Origin of the sequence: Polynucleobacter sp. Nonnen-W13, assembly GCF_018881735.1 — a bacterium.
GTDB lineage: Bacteria > Pseudomonadota > Gammaproteobacteria > Burkholderiales > Burkholderiaceae > Polynucleobacter.
The window spans coordinates 829,377-844,483 of the sequence record NZ_JACVPU010000001.1 but is presented as its reverse complement, the minus strand read 5'-3'; the positions used below and the strand labels follow the sequence as shown (position 1 = coordinate 844,483).

General features: G+C 43.2%; 15 protein-coding genes. 3 read left to right on the top strand and 12 right to left on the bottom strand.

Annotated elements, in window-relative coordinates; genetic code table 11:
• Positions 1 to 15 precede the first annotated feature (15 nt).
• The gene (locus ICN27_RS04390; protein WP_215310037.1) at positions 16 to 984 is read left to right on the top strand and encodes a hypothetical protein; all 969 of its coding nucleotides are present in this window, start codon (positions 16 to 18) and stop codon (positions 982 to 984) included.
• A gap of 7 nt (positions 985 to 991) precedes the next feature.
• Here ICN27_RS04390 and ICN27_RS04385 read toward each other — a convergent pair whose 3' ends face one another.
• From ICN27_RS04385 to ICN27_RS04375, 3 genes are all read right to left on the bottom strand, one after another.
• Positions 992 to 2,008 (bottom strand): alpha/beta fold hydrolase, encoded by a 1,017-nt coding sequence (locus tag ICN27_RS04385; protein ID WP_215310036.1) that lies wholly within the window; start codon positions 2,006 to 2,008, stop codon positions 992 to 994.
• 158 nt (positions 2,009 to 2,166) lie between these two features.
• Complete coding sequence (locus tag ICN27_RS04380; protein WP_215310034.1) at positions 2,167 to 3,918, bottom strand: alkaline phosphatase; 1,752 nt, start codon at positions 3,916 to 3,918, stop codon at positions 2,167 to 2,169.
• 113 nt (positions 3,919 to 4,031) lie between these two features.
• Complete coding sequence (locus ICN27_RS04375; RefSeq protein ID WP_215310032.1) at positions 4,032 to 4,217, bottom strand: hypothetical protein; 186 nt, start codon at positions 4,215 to 4,217, stop codon at positions 4,032 to 4,034.
• 155 nt (positions 4,218 to 4,372) lie between these two features.
• On the opposite strand from ICN27_RS04375, the gene ICN27_RS04370 reads away from it, so the two are divergent.
• Together ICN27_RS04370 and ICN27_RS04365 are read left to right on the top strand one after the other, a co-directional pair.
• On the top strand, positions 4,373 to 5,203 hold the full coding sequence (locus ICN27_RS04370; RefSeq protein ID WP_215310030.1) for a hypothetical protein: 831 nt from the start codon (positions 4,373 to 4,375) through the stop codon (positions 5,201 to 5,203).
• Between the two features lie 661 nt (positions 5,204 to 5,864).
• Positions 5,865 to 6,089 (top strand): hypothetical protein, encoded by a 225-nt coding sequence (locus ICN27_RS04365; RefSeq protein WP_215377647.1) that lies wholly within the window; start codon positions 5,865 to 5,867, stop codon positions 6,087 to 6,089.
• 15 nt (positions 6,090 to 6,104) lie between these two features.
• Here the strand turns inward: ICN27_RS04365 and phoR are convergent, their stop codons facing one another.
• The 9 genes from phoR to folP all read right to left on the bottom strand — a co-directional run bounded on the left by phoR (position 6,105) and on the right by folP (position 15,103).
• Entirely contained in the window at positions 6,105 to 7,403 is a 1,299-nt protein-coding gene (phoR, locus tag ICN27_RS04360) for a phosphate regulon sensor histidine kinase PhoR (protein ID WP_215310026.1), read from the bottom strand.
• A gap of 62 nt (positions 7,404 to 7,465) precedes the next feature.
• Complete coding sequence (gene phoB, locus ICN27_RS04355) at positions 7,466 to 8,179, bottom strand: phosphate regulon transcriptional regulator PhoB (RefSeq protein ID WP_216269100.1); 714 nt, start codon at positions 8,177 to 8,179, stop codon at positions 7,466 to 7,468.
• Between the two features lie 21 nt (positions 8,180 to 8,200).
• The gene (gene phoU, locus ICN27_RS04350) at positions 8,201 to 8,908 is read right to left on the bottom strand and encodes a phosphate signaling complex protein PhoU (RefSeq protein WP_215306659.1); all 708 of its coding nucleotides are present in this window, start codon (positions 8,906 to 8,908) and stop codon (positions 8,201 to 8,203) included.
• 12 nt (positions 8,909 to 8,920) lie between these two features.
• Positions 8,921 to 9,712, bottom strand: coding sequence for a phosphate ABC transporter ATP-binding protein PstB (pstB, locus tag ICN27_RS04345; RefSeq protein ID WP_215310021.1), 792 nt, complete (start codon positions 9,710 to 9,712; stop codon positions 8,921 to 8,923).
• Between the two features lie 56 nt (positions 9,713 to 9,768).
• Positions 9,769 to 10,635: a phosphate ABC transporter permease PstA gene (gene pstA, locus ICN27_RS04340; protein WP_215310019.1), complete on the bottom strand. Its 867-nt coding sequence runs from the start codon at positions 10,633 to 10,635 to the stop codon at positions 9,769 to 9,771.
• Positions 10,632 to 11,621, bottom strand: a complete 990-nt coding sequence (gene pstC / locus ICN27_RS04335; protein ID WP_215310018.1) for a phosphate ABC transporter permease subunit PstC — start codon at positions 11,619 to 11,621, stop codon at positions 10,632 to 10,634. The genes pstA and pstC overlap by 4 nt, the downstream gene beginning before the upstream one ends.
• A gap of 87 nt (positions 11,622 to 11,708) precedes the next feature.
• Positions 11,709 to 12,731 (bottom strand): phosphate ABC transporter substrate-binding protein PstS, encoded by a 1,023-nt coding sequence (gene pstS / locus ICN27_RS04330; protein ID WP_215310016.1) that lies wholly within the window; start codon positions 12,729 to 12,731, stop codon positions 11,709 to 11,711.
• Positions 12,732 to 12,846: 115 nt separating this feature from the next.
• Positions 12,847 to 14,190 carry a phosphoglucosamine mutase gene (gene glmM / locus ICN27_RS04325; RefSeq protein WP_215310014.1) on the bottom strand — a complete coding sequence of 448 codons (1,344 nt, stop codon included), beginning with the start codon at positions 14,188 to 14,190 and terminating at the stop codon, positions 12,847 to 12,849.
• Positions 14,191 to 14,233: 43 nt separating this feature from the next.
• Positions 14,234 to 15,103: a dihydropteroate synthase gene (gene folP / locus ICN27_RS04320; protein ID WP_370624473.1), complete on the bottom strand. Its 870-nt coding sequence runs from the start codon at positions 15,101 to 15,103 to the stop codon at positions 14,234 to 14,236.
• Positions 15,104 to 15,107: the final 4 nt, after the last annotated feature.

The following is a 15,107-nucleotide window of genomic DNA, read 5'->3' as shown; positions in this document are numbered from 1 at the left end:
ATTATTCAAAAATAAATGAGATCTTTCAAAGCAATTCGCTTCAGAGCATTTTTTCTAGCTATCGCCATAGCAAGCTTTACAACAGCTGCTGTTGGTCAGACATTTAAATTTATCGCCCTGGGTGATATGCCCTACTCACTACCACAAGATTTTCAACGCTTTGAAAACTTAATCACAGAAATAAACCGACTTAAACCAAGTTTCAGTATTTTTATTGGAGATACTAAATCTGGCTCGTCACTTTGTAGTGATGAACACAATCAAATCATTAAATCCTATTTTTCAAACTTCAAAGCACCCTTAATCTATACCCCAGGAGACAATGAGTGGACTGACTGCCACCGACCCATGGCTGGAGCGTACGATCCATTGGAAAGACTATCAGCACTCAGAACAGTATTTTTTAGCACCAATCAAAGCTTAGGTAAAAATACGCTACGCGTCCAAAGGCAGTCTGACTTAGATCCTAAGCATTCCAAGTATGTAGAAAACGCTTACTGGATAAAGAATAATTTTCTATTTGTCAGCATCCACATACCTGGTTCGAATAACAATAATGAGGGTGCAGAGTCTGCTATCAAAGAATATCAAGATAGAAATCAAGCTAACCTAGCATGGATCGAACATGCATTTAATTTAGCCACCCAAAGAAGCTTGAATGGCATCATCTTTGCCTATCAAGCCGATATGTTTTATAAACCTAGTCAATTGACAAGTAGCGATAGTGGCTATCGCGATACATTAGAAAGCCTGATCTCTATGTCAGAGATTTTCAATAAGCCAGTATTGCTGATTCATGGTGATAGTCATCGACTAATCATTGATCAGCCCCTATATCGCAAGAATCAAAAAAAGGTATTAGAAAATGTATTACGACTTCAAGTAATGGGAGCCGATCAAGTACAAGCTGTTGAAGTTCAGGTTAATCCTGCGCAAGAGCAACCCTTTACTTTTAGTCCAATCATTCTCAAAGCAAATAACTAGCAATAGCTTATTTAAGTTTCATCTGCAGCTGGATAAACTCACAAACTTGGGGTGTAAAGGGAACTGGATGCCCTGCTTTTTCGACCTCGAAAGAAATGAATCCGGGTATTGCAGCCTTTGCTGAGCGTACACGCTGGAGAGTACATACCTTTGAGTCAGCGCCATAAATCAGCGCCACCTTACCCTTGTACCCCTCAATCGCCTCATGGAAGTTCATCCCCCATATATCGGCCTTGTAATTTAAATCAAAATGGCCTGGTAACTGGACATCTGCAAATGCTCTCTCATCCACTCTCAAATCTTTTGCTAATTGTTTAACTTCTTTAAAACCAACTTCATTTTTCATTGATTTATATAAAGAATAGAGGGCAGACCAATTCACAGTTAAGGCAATATCATTGAGAATGATTTCGGAAATTCGTTTTCCAAGTGACTTTGTTAAGTACATAGCTAATACACCACCCATACTGGTTCCCAAAATAGTAAATTGAGTAGTCGATGGATGATTGCTCAAAAGCATTTTCATTAAGCCTTGAATGTCTGATAAGTAGAGTGACATGGTGTATTTTTGAGATGACGAAATTGACTCAGAATCCCCTCTTCCAGGAAAATCAACGCTAACTACTTTGCAATCTTCAAATCTTAAAAAATGAGCATGCAAAACGGTGAAGGAGTCTTTGGTCTCCAATAGACCAGGCAAGCAAAGTAATACTTTTTCTGCGTTGATATTCCCAGAGATGCTGTAGGCAAGCTTTCTGTTACCTCCCTCGTCTGTAATATCAAAATACCGAGTCTCTAGTCGAATAAGGTCTATCTTTGACTTTAAAAGTGCGTTAGGCCGAATGGGCTCCTCTTTAGGGGGTAACTCAATGACTTCTGAGGGTTTATCTGAGATCTCGTGCGTCAACCCAAACCGGCCTACTGTGATCACTGGGGTGATGTGTTTGATCTCTTGAGTAAACCCCAGCACTTTAGAAACTATAAGCCTTAAGTCCACCAGCGAATCGTATAACTTTCTTTTCATTAAGACCAAGTCCATTCATAACAAGAGATTTCTTGTCAGCATTCATTGTGAACTACAAAGCTATCGAATAACAGCAATGAATTAATAAAGTAAAAGCGCCGTTAAAAGGGAATCTATCTCAAGTAATAGATCTTAAATAGCATTACTCATTTGCTTTCCTAGCGCTTGGTGTAACCCAAGCCAAGAGTTTCGACCATAACCTTGAATACCTCAGTGTTATCCATGAATCCACGAAACTTTTCCGATCCAGGACCCATGGCATTGAGTACTGCATCATCAGCCGTGTGAACACCCATCTCTTGATGTGAAGGCAGATTACCCGTCATATGAATAGCATCTTCTTGTAGCTGGACGTATTTGGGATTGGCAACATACTTACCAGACTCATCTTTAATTGCTGGCTTAAATGTGCCATCGAGTTTTGGGTGAAGCGTCTCATAGTGATCGGGGTAATTTCCATAAAAGAAGGCCAAACGCTTGCTTACATCAATCTGATTTGGATAGCCTGCCGTATTGGCCTTTGGATAGTTTGGATAGCCAGCATCTGCATACACCCCAACCTTTTCTCTTAGGGGTCCTGGCTTAGCATCATTCACAACACCACTGATTGAGCCGCTATGGGTATGGTCAGGGGTAACAATGATCAATGTGTCTGGGTTTTTCTTTGCAAAATCTTTAGCTATTTGTACAGCATTACTTAACATGATGGTGTCAAAAGCGGCTCGCTCCCAGTCCAGCGGATGATTAAACTTATCAATTAAAGCTGCTTCAACCATCAAAAAAAAGCCGTTGGGATTTTTGGATAAGACATTGATCGCCGCTTGTGTCATCTCGGTTAAGTCTGGCTGATCAGGGTACTGTGCTACTGTGTTTTTCTTGAGAAAAAGACGGTCTAAGGACCCATCCATGTTATCCGGATGAAATACTCCGAATAGCTTGCTAGTTTCCTTAGCATTGCCAGTCGCCAATAATTCTTGCTTATTTAAAGCAATTGAATATCCCGAAGATTGAAATTGGGCAAGCAGATTTTTATCATCCTTACGCTTTGACCCTTTAGTAGACTGCGGATAAAAGTAAGCGGAGCCTCCACCTAAAATGACCTCCGCCCCACTGGCAAATAGTTGATCGGCAATATATGGCTTATCAGCGCGTCTTCTAGTGTGGGCCACCATGGCACCTGGAGTCGCATCCTGCAATTCAGCATCCGATACAATGCCGACCGACATTTTGGTTTTACGCTTAATTAATTCAGAAATGGTTTCTACTTTAGGATGGGATAAGTTGTCCGCTGCACGAGAAACATATACACCCATGGCATTTACCGCAGTCTTATGACCGGTTGTGTAAGCACTCATGGAGTTTGCAGAATCGGTGATGAGTGAGTCAGAGCCTGAGGTTCCAATAAGCGCCATATTGGGCATATCATCGAATGACAACTTACCCTGATACTTACCCTCATCAATTCCCTTAGATAAAACGCGAGCTGAAGTACGATTTGCTATCGTCATTCCATCACCAATGAAGAGGATGACGTTCTTGACCTTTCGGGGGCCACTTGCATAGACATCCCAAGAGACCTGGATGCTTTCCTGACCGCTCTTGGCAATGAGAGCATATTGCCCGGGCTTTGAAAGCTGAACATCTCGATAAATCAGGGAGCTGCCTTTTCCTGATTCATTGGAAATAAACACTGGCTGTGTCTTAATCTGTGCTTTGATTGGCGCACTATTAAGCTGAATATCCAAATCCTCTAATTTGTACTCTTGGTCAAATTCAATTTTGATATCAAATGACGAGCCAACAAGAATCGATGCCTTATTAATGGGGTAAATAGTCGCTGCTTCTACCCAAATTGCCTGAATGAGTAGGGCGATAAATAAAATTGGGTAAGCAATTTTGATAATAGGCATACGTAGATTCTTATGGTGTAGGTTTACTGTTCATGATGGCTATTGATGATGTCATTCTCATGACATTTCATACTGTAATTTTGATAACTAGCCTTTTAAACGCAAATCAATAGCTAAATAAGTTCATCGAGACTTAAGGTGTATTTCTGATCAACAAGAAATACATTGTCACGGTGCTCAGTCTTTTCGTACTTTTCATTGAGAAATTCTTGCTTGATATTGACATTCTCAGAAGGAATCAGGTCAAGATTGCGTCGAAATATAGTTGATAAATTGATATCCCTATTTGTATTCATCATATTCCCCATTCAGTATTGGAACCATGATGTTAAGAAGGAAATATTTCAGATTCATTGCAATACCATAGTAAATGCACCAAGTAACCAGGGCTTGATTTGACATTGATTTGTAATGTTCTGCAATTAAGATGATAGCTTTTAGGCTTCCAAGTTCAATGCATAAGATTGCCCTCTTTTTGCTGCTAATTCCACTAGCATGTAAGGCATTTGAACCACTAAATACAGATGATGCAGGTACAGTGGCCAAAGGGCTCAATCAGATTGAGCAGTATTTTTTTATAACGGCGTCTCATGGTGGCGGATCAGCTAATACTGTTGACGTCATTACGCCTGGTGAGGAGTATTTTGGCAGGCAAAGTGCTAGGGCCTTGCCATTCACCTACACCAGGGGTATCACAGACAATATCGAGCTATCTTTGGGCGCTACCTACTTTGCGACGCCAAGCGGCAGTTTCTCCCCTGTATCTAATAAGGTTATTGCCATGAAATGGCGCTTTGCCGAGAATGATCAGTGGGGCTTAGCAGTTAAACCCAGCATCACGCTGCCTGGATCACCACAGCAGCAAGTCGCTGGATTAGGTCTCGCGTTACCAAATTATGGCGTCAATCTGATTGCTTCACGATACTGGGATTTGGTGGAAATTCATTTAAATGCAACGTATAGCAAATCTCTCTACAACACCAATTACAAAATTGGCACTGGCGCGACAGAAAATAGAACCAATATCTGGTTCTTTTCTATGGCACCTGTTTGGAAGGTAGCAGACAAAGTAAAGTTGGCGCTAGATATAGGCCTAACTACTAATCCACCGAGCGCCGAGCAATATCTGAGCAACTATACCTTGATTGCAGCCATCATATCAGCAAGTAATAGTGTTGATATTGGCATCTCCTATATGAAAAGTGCAGCAAATATGGGAATCATTATGAGCAACTCAGGTATCAATGCCTCTCGCTCAGAGATCGGATTCACTTGGCGCTTTTAACTACCAAGACGGTGTTGCATATTCCGATTGCGATAGGCCACTCTAATCTCATGCCAAATAATCAGTACTTTGATAAAAAATCGTTTCATATAAATCTCCATAGAGTTGATTAACTTAACTAAATTTATTTTATCGCTTGAGTATTGCAGCTTGATGTCAAAATTGATATTGAATAAATTTTTTGCTGCCTTAAGCATTCATTTTGACTTTAATTCCAATGCTTCCCTTACCCATAAATAGCGATTTTTTTCTTAGGCGATGACTTCTGATGGAGAGAATTATGAAATCCCCTTATCTATATGATCGTGGAAAAGTGTTGCGGGATGAACAGGCCGCTCACGTTACTCAATTCAACGCAAGTAATCCACAAGTCTTGCACTTGGGATGACAACCTCAGCCAGCATCTGGTCTTGGCCCCCTATATCGGCAGCATTTGGGGCTGGTGAACTGGTATTGGGCGGACTATCGCTTGTCACAATCCTGCCCGCTCTTGTAATGGGAGGTCCGCCAGAAAGGTTATTAGCGCGGATTAGGGCATTAAACGTAAACCTGAAATCTCCCCCCGATCTAGATTAAATGCCCTTCCAGATGCGAAAAAGGCAGTTTTGTCATATTACTTTGCTAGGATAGGCTCGTTCCTATTACTTTTATCCGGATACCCATGAGCGAATATAAATATGAAGATGCTGTAAAACAGCTTCAAGAGTCTGGTGCTATTGGCCTACAAGACTTTAAAAATCTGTCTTATGAAGACTTAAATGAGCTGCTTGAGGAAATCAAAGTATGGTGCCTGTATGCCAATGGCAAGTTAGACAAGCTACCTAAAGAGTCCAAGAAGAAAAAAGATAAGAAGGACAAAAAGGATAAGAAAGATAAGAAGGACTAAGTAATACAAGTACTCTTAAACTGAAATACGCTCCTTCGGAAATTGAAGAGTAAAGGTACTGCCCTGTCCGGGCGTACTGTTAATGATGAGTTGGGCTTGATGACGATTAGCAATATGTTTCACAATCGCCAATCCCAAGCCAGTACCTCCAGTATCCCTAGATCGACTTCTATCCACGCGATAAAAGCGCTCAGTCAGTCTAGATAGATGCTCAGATGCAATACCTGGCCCCGTATCAGTCACTGAAAACTCACCTTCACCACGCTCATTGACACTCCATCTCACCTTAATTGAGGCGGTATCTGGTGTGTATCGAATAGCATTGGAGACTAGATTACCAAAGGCAGAGAGGATCTCCCGCTCTTCTCCCATCAAGTTATTTGAATTTGAGATCTCAAAGCTAAGGATATGATGACCCTGAGAAAGTGCCTCTGCATCATTCTTTAAAAGTGCCATCAGAGTGGTAATACTAATTTCTTGTATTGGGGCGGGCAAAGTATTTGCCTCTAAATTAGCTAGGGTCAACAAGTCTTCCACCAAACTCTTCATTCGCTGAGCCTGAGACATCATCATTTCAAAATATTTGCTTTGCTGTGATCTCTCCAAGTCAAGCGACTGCATAGTCTCCAAAAAACCCATCAATACAGTAATTGGCGTTCTCATTTCATGCGAAACGTTTGCTACGAAATCACGTCGCATTGCATCAGCCTTTTGAAGATCGGTTACGTCCTGCACAAGCAAGAGATGTCGTTGATCACCGAATGGGAAAATTTGTAACATCAAACTCAGATTAGAGTTTGGCCCCATTCTCTCCATCAATAATGGATCCTCAAAGGCCCTCTTATATAAATACTGGATAAATTCTGGGCGTCGTATCAGGAAATTAATCCTTTGAAGCGCATCACGCTTAAAACTCAATCCAAAGAAACGCTCTGCAATCGCATTGCACCACTCAATATGATCCTCACTATCCAGCATCACAATGCCATTAGGAGAGGCCTGAAAAGCTTCAATGAAACGATTGTGCTGTTTTTCTATAGAGAGTATTTGCTGTTTGAGATTGCGGACTAAACGCTGAAGGCGAAAAAAGATTTCTTCCCAGTAGCCGCTTGGCAAAGGCATGGACTCAACTGAGTCGGATAAGGTAAATTTTCTTAAACGAGCTAAATTGATATAGGAATAAATCAAAGGCACTGCAAGCACGGATATTGCCGCCGCAACCCCCGAAAAGGAGCCTAAATTAGAGGATGCTATGTATGCGGCAAGAAAAGCCAAGCAGACAAGCATGGTAAAACGAGTAATAACGGATAACATACGACAATCTTAGAGCATCTGCTCCATCGGATCCAAAACTCTAGTTTAGGGCTTGATTCTAGTTAGGTCTGGGTGGGCATCTTGGTAATTCGATAGCCACTTCCGCGAACCGTCTCTATGTAGCGATCACAGTCCGAAGGGGATAGGGCTGCCCTTAATCTCTTAATATGTACGTCTACAGTCCGCTCCTCGATATAAACCTCATTCCCCCATACCTTATCGAGCAAATTTGTCCGAGAGTGAACCCTTTCAGGATTGGCCATCAAAAACTGCAAAAGGCGATATTCGGTAGGCCCCAAGGAAATGGATTGAGGCTCCATATTAGGCCAAACAGCTGTCACACGATGAGAGAGTGGGTCCATTCTTAATGGGCCCACCGCCAAAGGGCCAGAGTCCTCTATTGGGGTTTGGCGACGCAAAAGGGCCTTGACACGTGCAACTAACTCTTTGGGTGAGAAAGGTTTGGTTACATAATCATCTGCGCCAGAATCTAAGCCAAGAACCTTATCTGACTCGTCACTCTTAGCAGTCAGCATCAGAATGGGCAAAGAGCGGGTGCGCTCATTGGATCTCAACTCTTTAGCAAATTGAACGCCTGATTTACCAGGGAGCATCCAGTCCAAGATTAAAAGAGAAGGCAACTGATCTCGCATCATATTCATAGCAAGATCAGTCTGGAGCGCCCTTTCAACTTCATAGCCTGCATGAGTCAGGTTGATTGCAATCAGCTCAGCAATCGAAGGCTCATCCTCAACAACTAAGATTCGGTGAGTCATCTGGGATTCCGTTTTAATTGGTTACGGTTTATTGGCCTCGCGGACCAAATCCTCATGCGGGATATGACGCACATCAGAGCCTTTGGCAATATAAATAACGAACTCGGCAATATTCTTTGCATGATCGCCAATGCGCTCAATTGCCTTAGCAATAGTCAACATGTCTAGACCTGTTGAAATCGTGTGCGGGTCTTCCATCATGTATGAAATCAGCTTGCGAACAAATCCTCTGAACTCTTCATCAATCTGACGATCTTCCTGCACTACTTCTGCAGCCGCAACGGTATCTAATCTTGCGAAAGCATCTAAGCTACGACGCAAAAGAGAAATTGCCATCTGTCCGGATAAACGAATTTCAGCAACATTAATATTGTGAGTAGCTCCAGCTTCAATTAAGCGCTTGGTTCTCTTGGCAACGCGTTCAGCTTCATCACCGGCACGCTCTAAATTGGTAATCGCCTTTGAAACAGCCATGACGAGACGTAAATCTCGTGCCGTAGGCTGACGACGGGCAATGAGTTCAGTACAAGCTAAGTCAATCTGGATTTCGAGATCATTTACGAGCTTTTCGTTCTGGATGACAACATTACAAGTATCAATATCCATTTGCGTGAAAGCGCGCATAGCCGTTGAAATCTGAGACTCAACGAGCCCGCCCATCTCTAGCAAACGACTGGAGAGGGAATTTAAATCTGCGTCAAACTGTGAGGAAAGGTGTCTATCAGGCATGTGTATCTCCAATTAACCAAAACGGCCGGTAATGTAATCTTCTGTTTCTTTTCGCTTAGGCTTAATGAAAATTTCATCAGTCTTGCCATATTCGATGAGACTGCCTAGGTACATATAGGCAGTGTAATCGGATACACGAGCAGCCTGCTGCATGTTATGAGTGACGATAGCAATCGTGTACTCATGCTTAAGTTCATTAATGAGCTCTTCAATCTTACCCGTAGAAATTGGATCTAAGGCAGAAGTTGGCTCATCCAGCAAAATCACAGATGGCTTGACCGCAACCCCGCGAGCAATACATAAACGCTGCTGTTGACCACCAGATAAGGATAAGCCACTTTGATTGAGTTTATCTTTAGCTTCATTCCACAAAGCAGCCTTATTTAAGGCCCACTCTACTCGCTCGTCCATTTCAGAGCGAGAAAGCTTTTCATAAAGTCGCACACCAAACGCAATGTTTTCGTAAATGGACATTGGGAATGGGGTTGGCTTTTGGAAAACCATACCAATACGTGAGCGTAGTAGATTTAAATCTTGACCAGACTCTAGGATATTTTGGCCATAAAAGTTAATTTCACCCTCAGCACGTTGACCTGGATACAAGTCATACATGCGGTTTAGAGTGCGTAACAAAGTCGATTTTCCGCAGCCGGATGGTCCGATGAATGCAGTAACCTTGCCCTCTTCGATATCTAAATTGATATCCTTAAGACCTTGAAAAGAGCCGTAAAAGAAATTCAAATTACGTACTTCAAGCGCATTTTTAACTTCTTTGGCTGTTTGCATATTGGTATTGTCGTTCATTCTGTTTCCTTGACTATCGATTGTATTTAAGTCAAACATAGTTTTCATATTGGCCATTAACTTTGCACTTTTTCACGGAAGACAACACGAGCGAGGATGTTTAATCCAAGCACTGCAAATGTGATTAACAAAGCAGCTGCCCAGGCGAGATCAACCCAATTGTCATAAGGACTCATTGCAAACTGGAAAATGACCACTGGTAAATTCGCCATCGGGGCATTCATATTGGTTGTAAAGAATTGATTGTTCAGGGCAGTAAACAGGAGAGGTGCTGTTTCACCGCTCACACGAGCAAGCGCCAACAAGATCCCAGTAATAACACCGCTTTGTGCAGCGCGTAAGGTAATCATGAAAGCCACTTTCCACTTCGGGGTACCTAGGGCATAGGCAGCCTCCCTCAAGCTACCTGGAACTAAGCGCAACATATTCTCTGTGGTACGCACCACTACAGGAATAGCGATCAAGGCTAGTGCAATCGTACCGGCCCAACCAGAGAAATGCCGTACTTGCGCAACCACAATCGCATACACAAACAAACCAATCACAATAGATGGCGCTGATAGCATGATGTCAGTAACGAAGCGGGTTATCGAAGCCACCTTACTTCTATCGCCATATTCAGAGAGATATAAACCAGCAAGAACCCCAATTGGGGTGCTGATCAAAGTACAGCTGGCGACAATCATCAAACTACCAAGAATCGCATTCGCCAAACCGCCGCCCTCAGATCCAGGCGCAGGGGTGCTTTGCGTAAACACATCAAGGTTAATTGAGGAAAACCCCTTGATGAAAAGAATGCTCAAAATCCACAGGAGGAATGCCATACCTACAACCATGGCACCGGTAGAAAGTATTAGGCCAATTTTATTAGCACGCTTACGCTTGGCAAAAATTGCTGGATCAATATTTGAGAGGCCGTTCATGTCTTCAGTCCCTGTTTTTTCTCCATATTCAGGAGCATCCACTTTGCAATAGCTAGCACAATGAATGTAATCATAAAGAGCGCAAGACCTAGGGCAAATAAAGAGGAGTAATGAGGTCCGAGCTCAGCTTCACCAAACTCATTTGCGAGCGTTGATGCAATTGAATTGCCTGGAGCAAATAGCGATGCTGACAAACGATGGGCATTACCAATTACAAATGTCACCGCCATAGTCTCACCAAGTGCCCTGCCTAATCCAAGCATAATCCCACCGATAACACCTGCTTTGGTGTAAGGGAGAACGACATTCTTAACCACCTCCCAAGTGGTACAACCAATACCATAAGCGGACTCTTTTAAAACAGGCGGAACAATTTCAAATACATCACGCATTACTGAGGCGATAAAGGGCAGAATCATCATCGCCAAAATGAGTCCAGCGCACAAGATACCAATGCCATTAAAAGCACCAGAAAATAAAATTCCCAAACCCGGTACTTGTCCGAGGGTGGCGGCTAAAGCTGGCTGAATATAGTCCGCGAATAAAGGAGCAAAAATAAATAAGCCAAACATACCGTAAATAATTGAGGGAACTGCGGCAAGTAATTCAACTGCGGTACCCAAGGGTCTACGAAGTGGACCTGGACATAACTCAGTTAAAAATACGGCGATACCGAAGCTTAATGGCACTGCTATTAACAAAGCAATCAAAGAAGTAACGACGGTGCCATAGATGGCGATCAATCCACCAAACTCTCCATTAACGATATCCCACTCTTTGGTAAAGAAGAAGCCAATACCGAATTTATCTAGTGCCGGCCACGCATTAATGATGAGTGAGATGATGATGCCGATTAATGCAATCAGTACCGATAATGCAAAAAATTGGGTAACTGCATGAAATAGAAAGTCTTGAATACGCTGTAACTTAGCAATACGAAGCGCCTGGGGCGTCGGTGCTGCGTGAGACTGGGTGGATTCAATCATAAATTATGCTTATTTAAATATTGAAACAGCCCCACTTTTGGTGGAGCTGTTATTCAGTAATGATTAAGAAATCTTAATCATTGAACATTACTTAGTAACAACCTTAGCAAATACATTCTTACGGATGAAATCTGTTGTGACATCAGGCATTGGCACGTAATCCAACTCTTCAGCCATCTTCTTGCCATCCTTAAATGCAAAGTCAAAGAACTTAATTACTTCAGCAGCATTAGATTTGTTTTCTGGGTTCTTGTACAAGAGAATAAAAGATGCACCAGTGATTGGCCATGATTTAGCACCAGCAGCATTGGTAATGAATGTACCCATACCTGGAATCTTGGACCAATCTGTACCAGCCGCTGCAGCAGAAAAAGTGATGTCATCAGGTTGAACAAATTGACCATCTTTGTTCTTCATAGAAACACTAGTCATTTTATTTTTCTTGGCATACGCATACTCAACATATCCGATTGCGCCTTTGACACGAGAAACGTTTGCTGCAACACCCTCATTGCCCTTACCGCCAACCGATGAGGCAGCAGGCCATTTCACTGCAGCACCTTCACCAACTGCATCTTTCCAATTCTGGCTAACTTTTGCCAAGTAATTTGTAAAAATTGCAGTAGTTCCTGAACCATCCGCGCGATGAACAACAGTAATTGGCAAGTCAGGCATCTTCATGCCAGGGTTATTCAGCACAATGCGCTTGTCATTCCAGTTAGTGATAACACCCTGGAAAATATCAGACAAGGTATCCGGTGATAACTTGAGCTCGTATGGCTTAACGCCTTCTACGTTAATAACAGGAACTACGCCACCAATAATGGCTGGAAACTGAACCATGCCATCTTTTTCTAAATCTTCGAACTTCACTGGGTTGTCGGTTGCACCGAAATCAACTGTCTTTGCTTTGATTTGCTTAATACCACCGGAAGAGCCGATAGATTGGTAGTTCAGGTTAGAACCGGTTTTTGCTTTATAGGCTTCGGCCCATTTAGCATAAATTGGATATGGGAATGTTGCGCCAGCGCCAGTCATATCAGCTGCAAATGCAACTGGAGCAAATGAAATCGCGCTAATCACTAACGCTTTTTTCAAAAATGAGTTCATGTGAATCGTTCCTCAGATAAATTACGCAACATTGCGATATGAGGACGATACGATGTATGTATGACTCTTTTGTGACAAGTGTTCTAATTAAAATTAATTCAATTAAATCAATTACTTATGATTTTGGTATTAGATCGGCAATGCCCTTAGCCGCGCTCATGGCCACGTTGCCATCTTGAGCCTCAACCATGACCCGCAGGACGGGTTCTGTGCCTGAGGCGCGGATAAGTACCCTTCCCGTGCCCTTGAGATCAGTCTCCACCTGACTAATCTTGGATTTGAGGGTGCTATCAGTCTTCCAGTCGTAGCCGGCCTTGAACTTCATATTCAGAAGCACTTGAGGGAAGATGTTTACTGAATCTAGGAGTTGGGCTAAGCTCTTTTTAGCCTGACTCATCGCTGCCAATACCTGCAATGCGGCAATCGTCCCATCACCGGTTGAATGTTGATCTAAACAAAGCAGATGGCCTGAGCCTTCACCGCCAATAATCCAGCCTTTTTGCTTGAGTAACTCCAGGACATAACGATCGCCTACATTAGCGCGCTCAAATCCAATTCCAAGACCTTTTATCGCGTTCTCTACCGCTAAGTTAGTCATTAAGGTGCCCACTACTCCACCAATGACTTGGCCCCGCTCAATGCGGTCTTTTGCCAGAACGTATAGAAGCTCGTCGCCATTAAACAATCGGCCAGAAGCATCGACCATTTGCAAACGATCGGCATCACCATCCAAAGCAATACCGAGATCAGCTTTAGTTTCTTTAACTTTAGCAATTAATGCTGCAGGGGCTGTAGCGCCAAAGCCATCATTAATGTTGCGGCCATCGGGCTGAACACCAATAGAGATGACTTCTGCACCCAACTCATGAAAGACATGGGGAGCGATATGATACGCAGCGCCATGAGCACAATCTACAACCAACTTCATACCCTTGAGATTAAGTTCTCCAGGAAAAGTAGATTTACAGAATTCAATATAGCGACCGGCAGCATCATCGATACGAAATGCTTTGCCTAATTCTTTTGAACTGACACAACCCATCGGTTTAGCGAGCTCAGCTTCAATAGACAGTTCAAACTCATCGCTTAACTTACCGCCTTCTGCTGAAAAGAATTTAATACCGTTATCTTGATAAGCATTGTGTGAAGCCGAGATCACTACACCTGCAGATAAACGCAATGCTTTAGTAAGGTAAGCAACGCCAGGAGTTGGCATTGGGCCACACAACATCACATCAACACCTGCGGCAGCAAAGCCTGCCTCTAAAGCAGCTTCTAATAGGTAACCTGAAACACGCGTATCTTTTCCAATCAAAATCTTGCAGCGCTCACCAGGCTTTGCTTGGCTACTCAGGACCTTACCTGCAGCATAGCCAAGGCGCGTGATGAACTCCGGAACAATCGGAAATTGCCCTACTTCACCGCGAATGCCATCAGTACCAAAGTATTGTTTTTTCATGAGCTTGATTATAAAACTTGTGGCTATTTAACTATTCAGCTTATTACTGAATAGCTTCCCAGAGCTTCAAGGCGTCGACCGTCTCCTGAACGTCATGGACGCGGATGATGCGAGCACCCCGATCGGCAGCCAGAATGGCGGCTGCCACACTAGGTGCTACACGGTCATTGGTATCGCGACCTGTTAATTTGCCCAGCATGGATTTACGAGACATCCCTGCCAATACCGGATAAGCCAATTGCGAGAATTGATCAAAATCTGCCAGCATCTTGAGGTTGTGCTCCAGACTTTTACCAAAGCCAAAGCCAGGGTCAACGGCGATGCGGTTTTGAGCGACACCCTTCTCTTGAAGTAACTGTGCGCGCTCTTGTAAAAACTGCTTCACTTCTACGATGACATCTTGATATTCAGGATCAAATTGCATGGTTTGTGGATCACGCTGCATGTGCATTAGGATAAGGCCGCACTGCTTGTTTGGATAACGCTCATCGCTCTCAATGATGGCTTCTACTGCACCCGCTTGTCGTAGAGCCCAGATGTCATTGACACAATCAACTCCAGCATGGAGCGCCTGACGCATGGTTTCTGCTTTATAGGTATCAATTGATAAGGCGACGCCACAATCCTTTAAAGCCTCAATCACTGGCAAGACGCGATCCAATTCTTCTTGCAAAGAGACTGGCTCGGCGCCTGGACGAGTGGACTCACCACCGATATCAATGATGTCTGCACCATCAGCAATCATGCGCTCTGCTTGAGCAATAGCATCACTTGGAGTTCTGAACTTGCCACCATCCGAGAAGGAATCTGGCGTGGCATTCAGAATACCCATCACTAGTGGGCGCTGACGTTTACTAAAGTCAAAAAGAAAACGCCCGCAACACCATGTTGCGGGCAGAGTTTGCTTGCTCACCTTA

Bases quoted from the DNA above. Each gene is read 5' to 3' on its own strand.
- ICN27_RS04390 (WP_215310037.1), top strand. From the start codon at position 16: ATGAGATCTTTCAAAGCAATTCGCTTCAGAGCATTTTTTCTAGCTATC.
- ICN27_RS04385 (WP_215310036.1), bottom strand. From the start codon at position 2,008: ATGAAAAGAAAGTTATACGATTCGCTGGTGGACTTAAGGCTTATAGTT.
- ICN27_RS04380 (WP_215310034.1), bottom strand. From the start codon at position 3,918: ATGCCTATTATCAAAATTGCTTACCCAATTTTATTTATCGCCCTACTC.
- ICN27_RS04375 (WP_215310032.1), bottom strand. From the start codon at position 4,217: ATGATGAATACAAATAGGGATATCAATTTATCAACTATATTTCGACGC.
- ICN27_RS04370 (WP_215310030.1), top strand. From the start codon at position 4,373: ATGCATAAGATTGCCCTCTTTTTGCTGCTAATTCCACTAGCATGTAAG.
- ICN27_RS04365 (WP_215377647.1), top strand. From the start codon at position 5,865: ATGAGCGAATATAAATATGAAGATGCTGTAAAACAGCTTCAAGAGTCT.
- phoR (WP_215310026.1), bottom strand. From the start codon at position 7,403: ATGTTATCCGTTATTACTCGTTTTACCATGCTTGTCTGCTTGGCTTTT.
- phoB (WP_216269100.1), bottom strand. From the start codon at position 8,179: ATGACTCACCGAATCTTAGTTGTTGAGGATGAGCCTTCGATTGCTGAG.
- phoU (WP_215306659.1), bottom strand. From the start codon at position 8,908: ATGCCTGATAGACACCTTTCCTCACAGTTTGACGCAGATTTAAATTCC.
- pstB (WP_215310021.1), bottom strand. From the start codon at position 9,712: ATGAACGACAATACCAATATGCAAACAGCCAAAGAAGTTAAAAATGCG.
- pstA (WP_215310019.1), bottom strand. From the start codon at position 10,635: ATGAACGGCCTCTCAAATATTGATCCAGCAATTTTTGCCAAGCGTAAG.
- pstC (WP_215310018.1), bottom strand. From the start codon at position 11,621: ATGATTGAATCCACCCAGTCTCACGCAGCACCGACGCCCCAGGCGCTT.
- pstS (WP_215310016.1), bottom strand. From the start codon at position 12,731: ATGAACTCATTTTTGAAAAAAGCGTTAGTGATTAGCGCGATTTCATTT.
- glmM (WP_215310014.1), bottom strand. From the start codon at position 14,190: ATGAAAAAACAATACTTTGGTACTGATGGCATTCGCGGTGAAGTAGGG.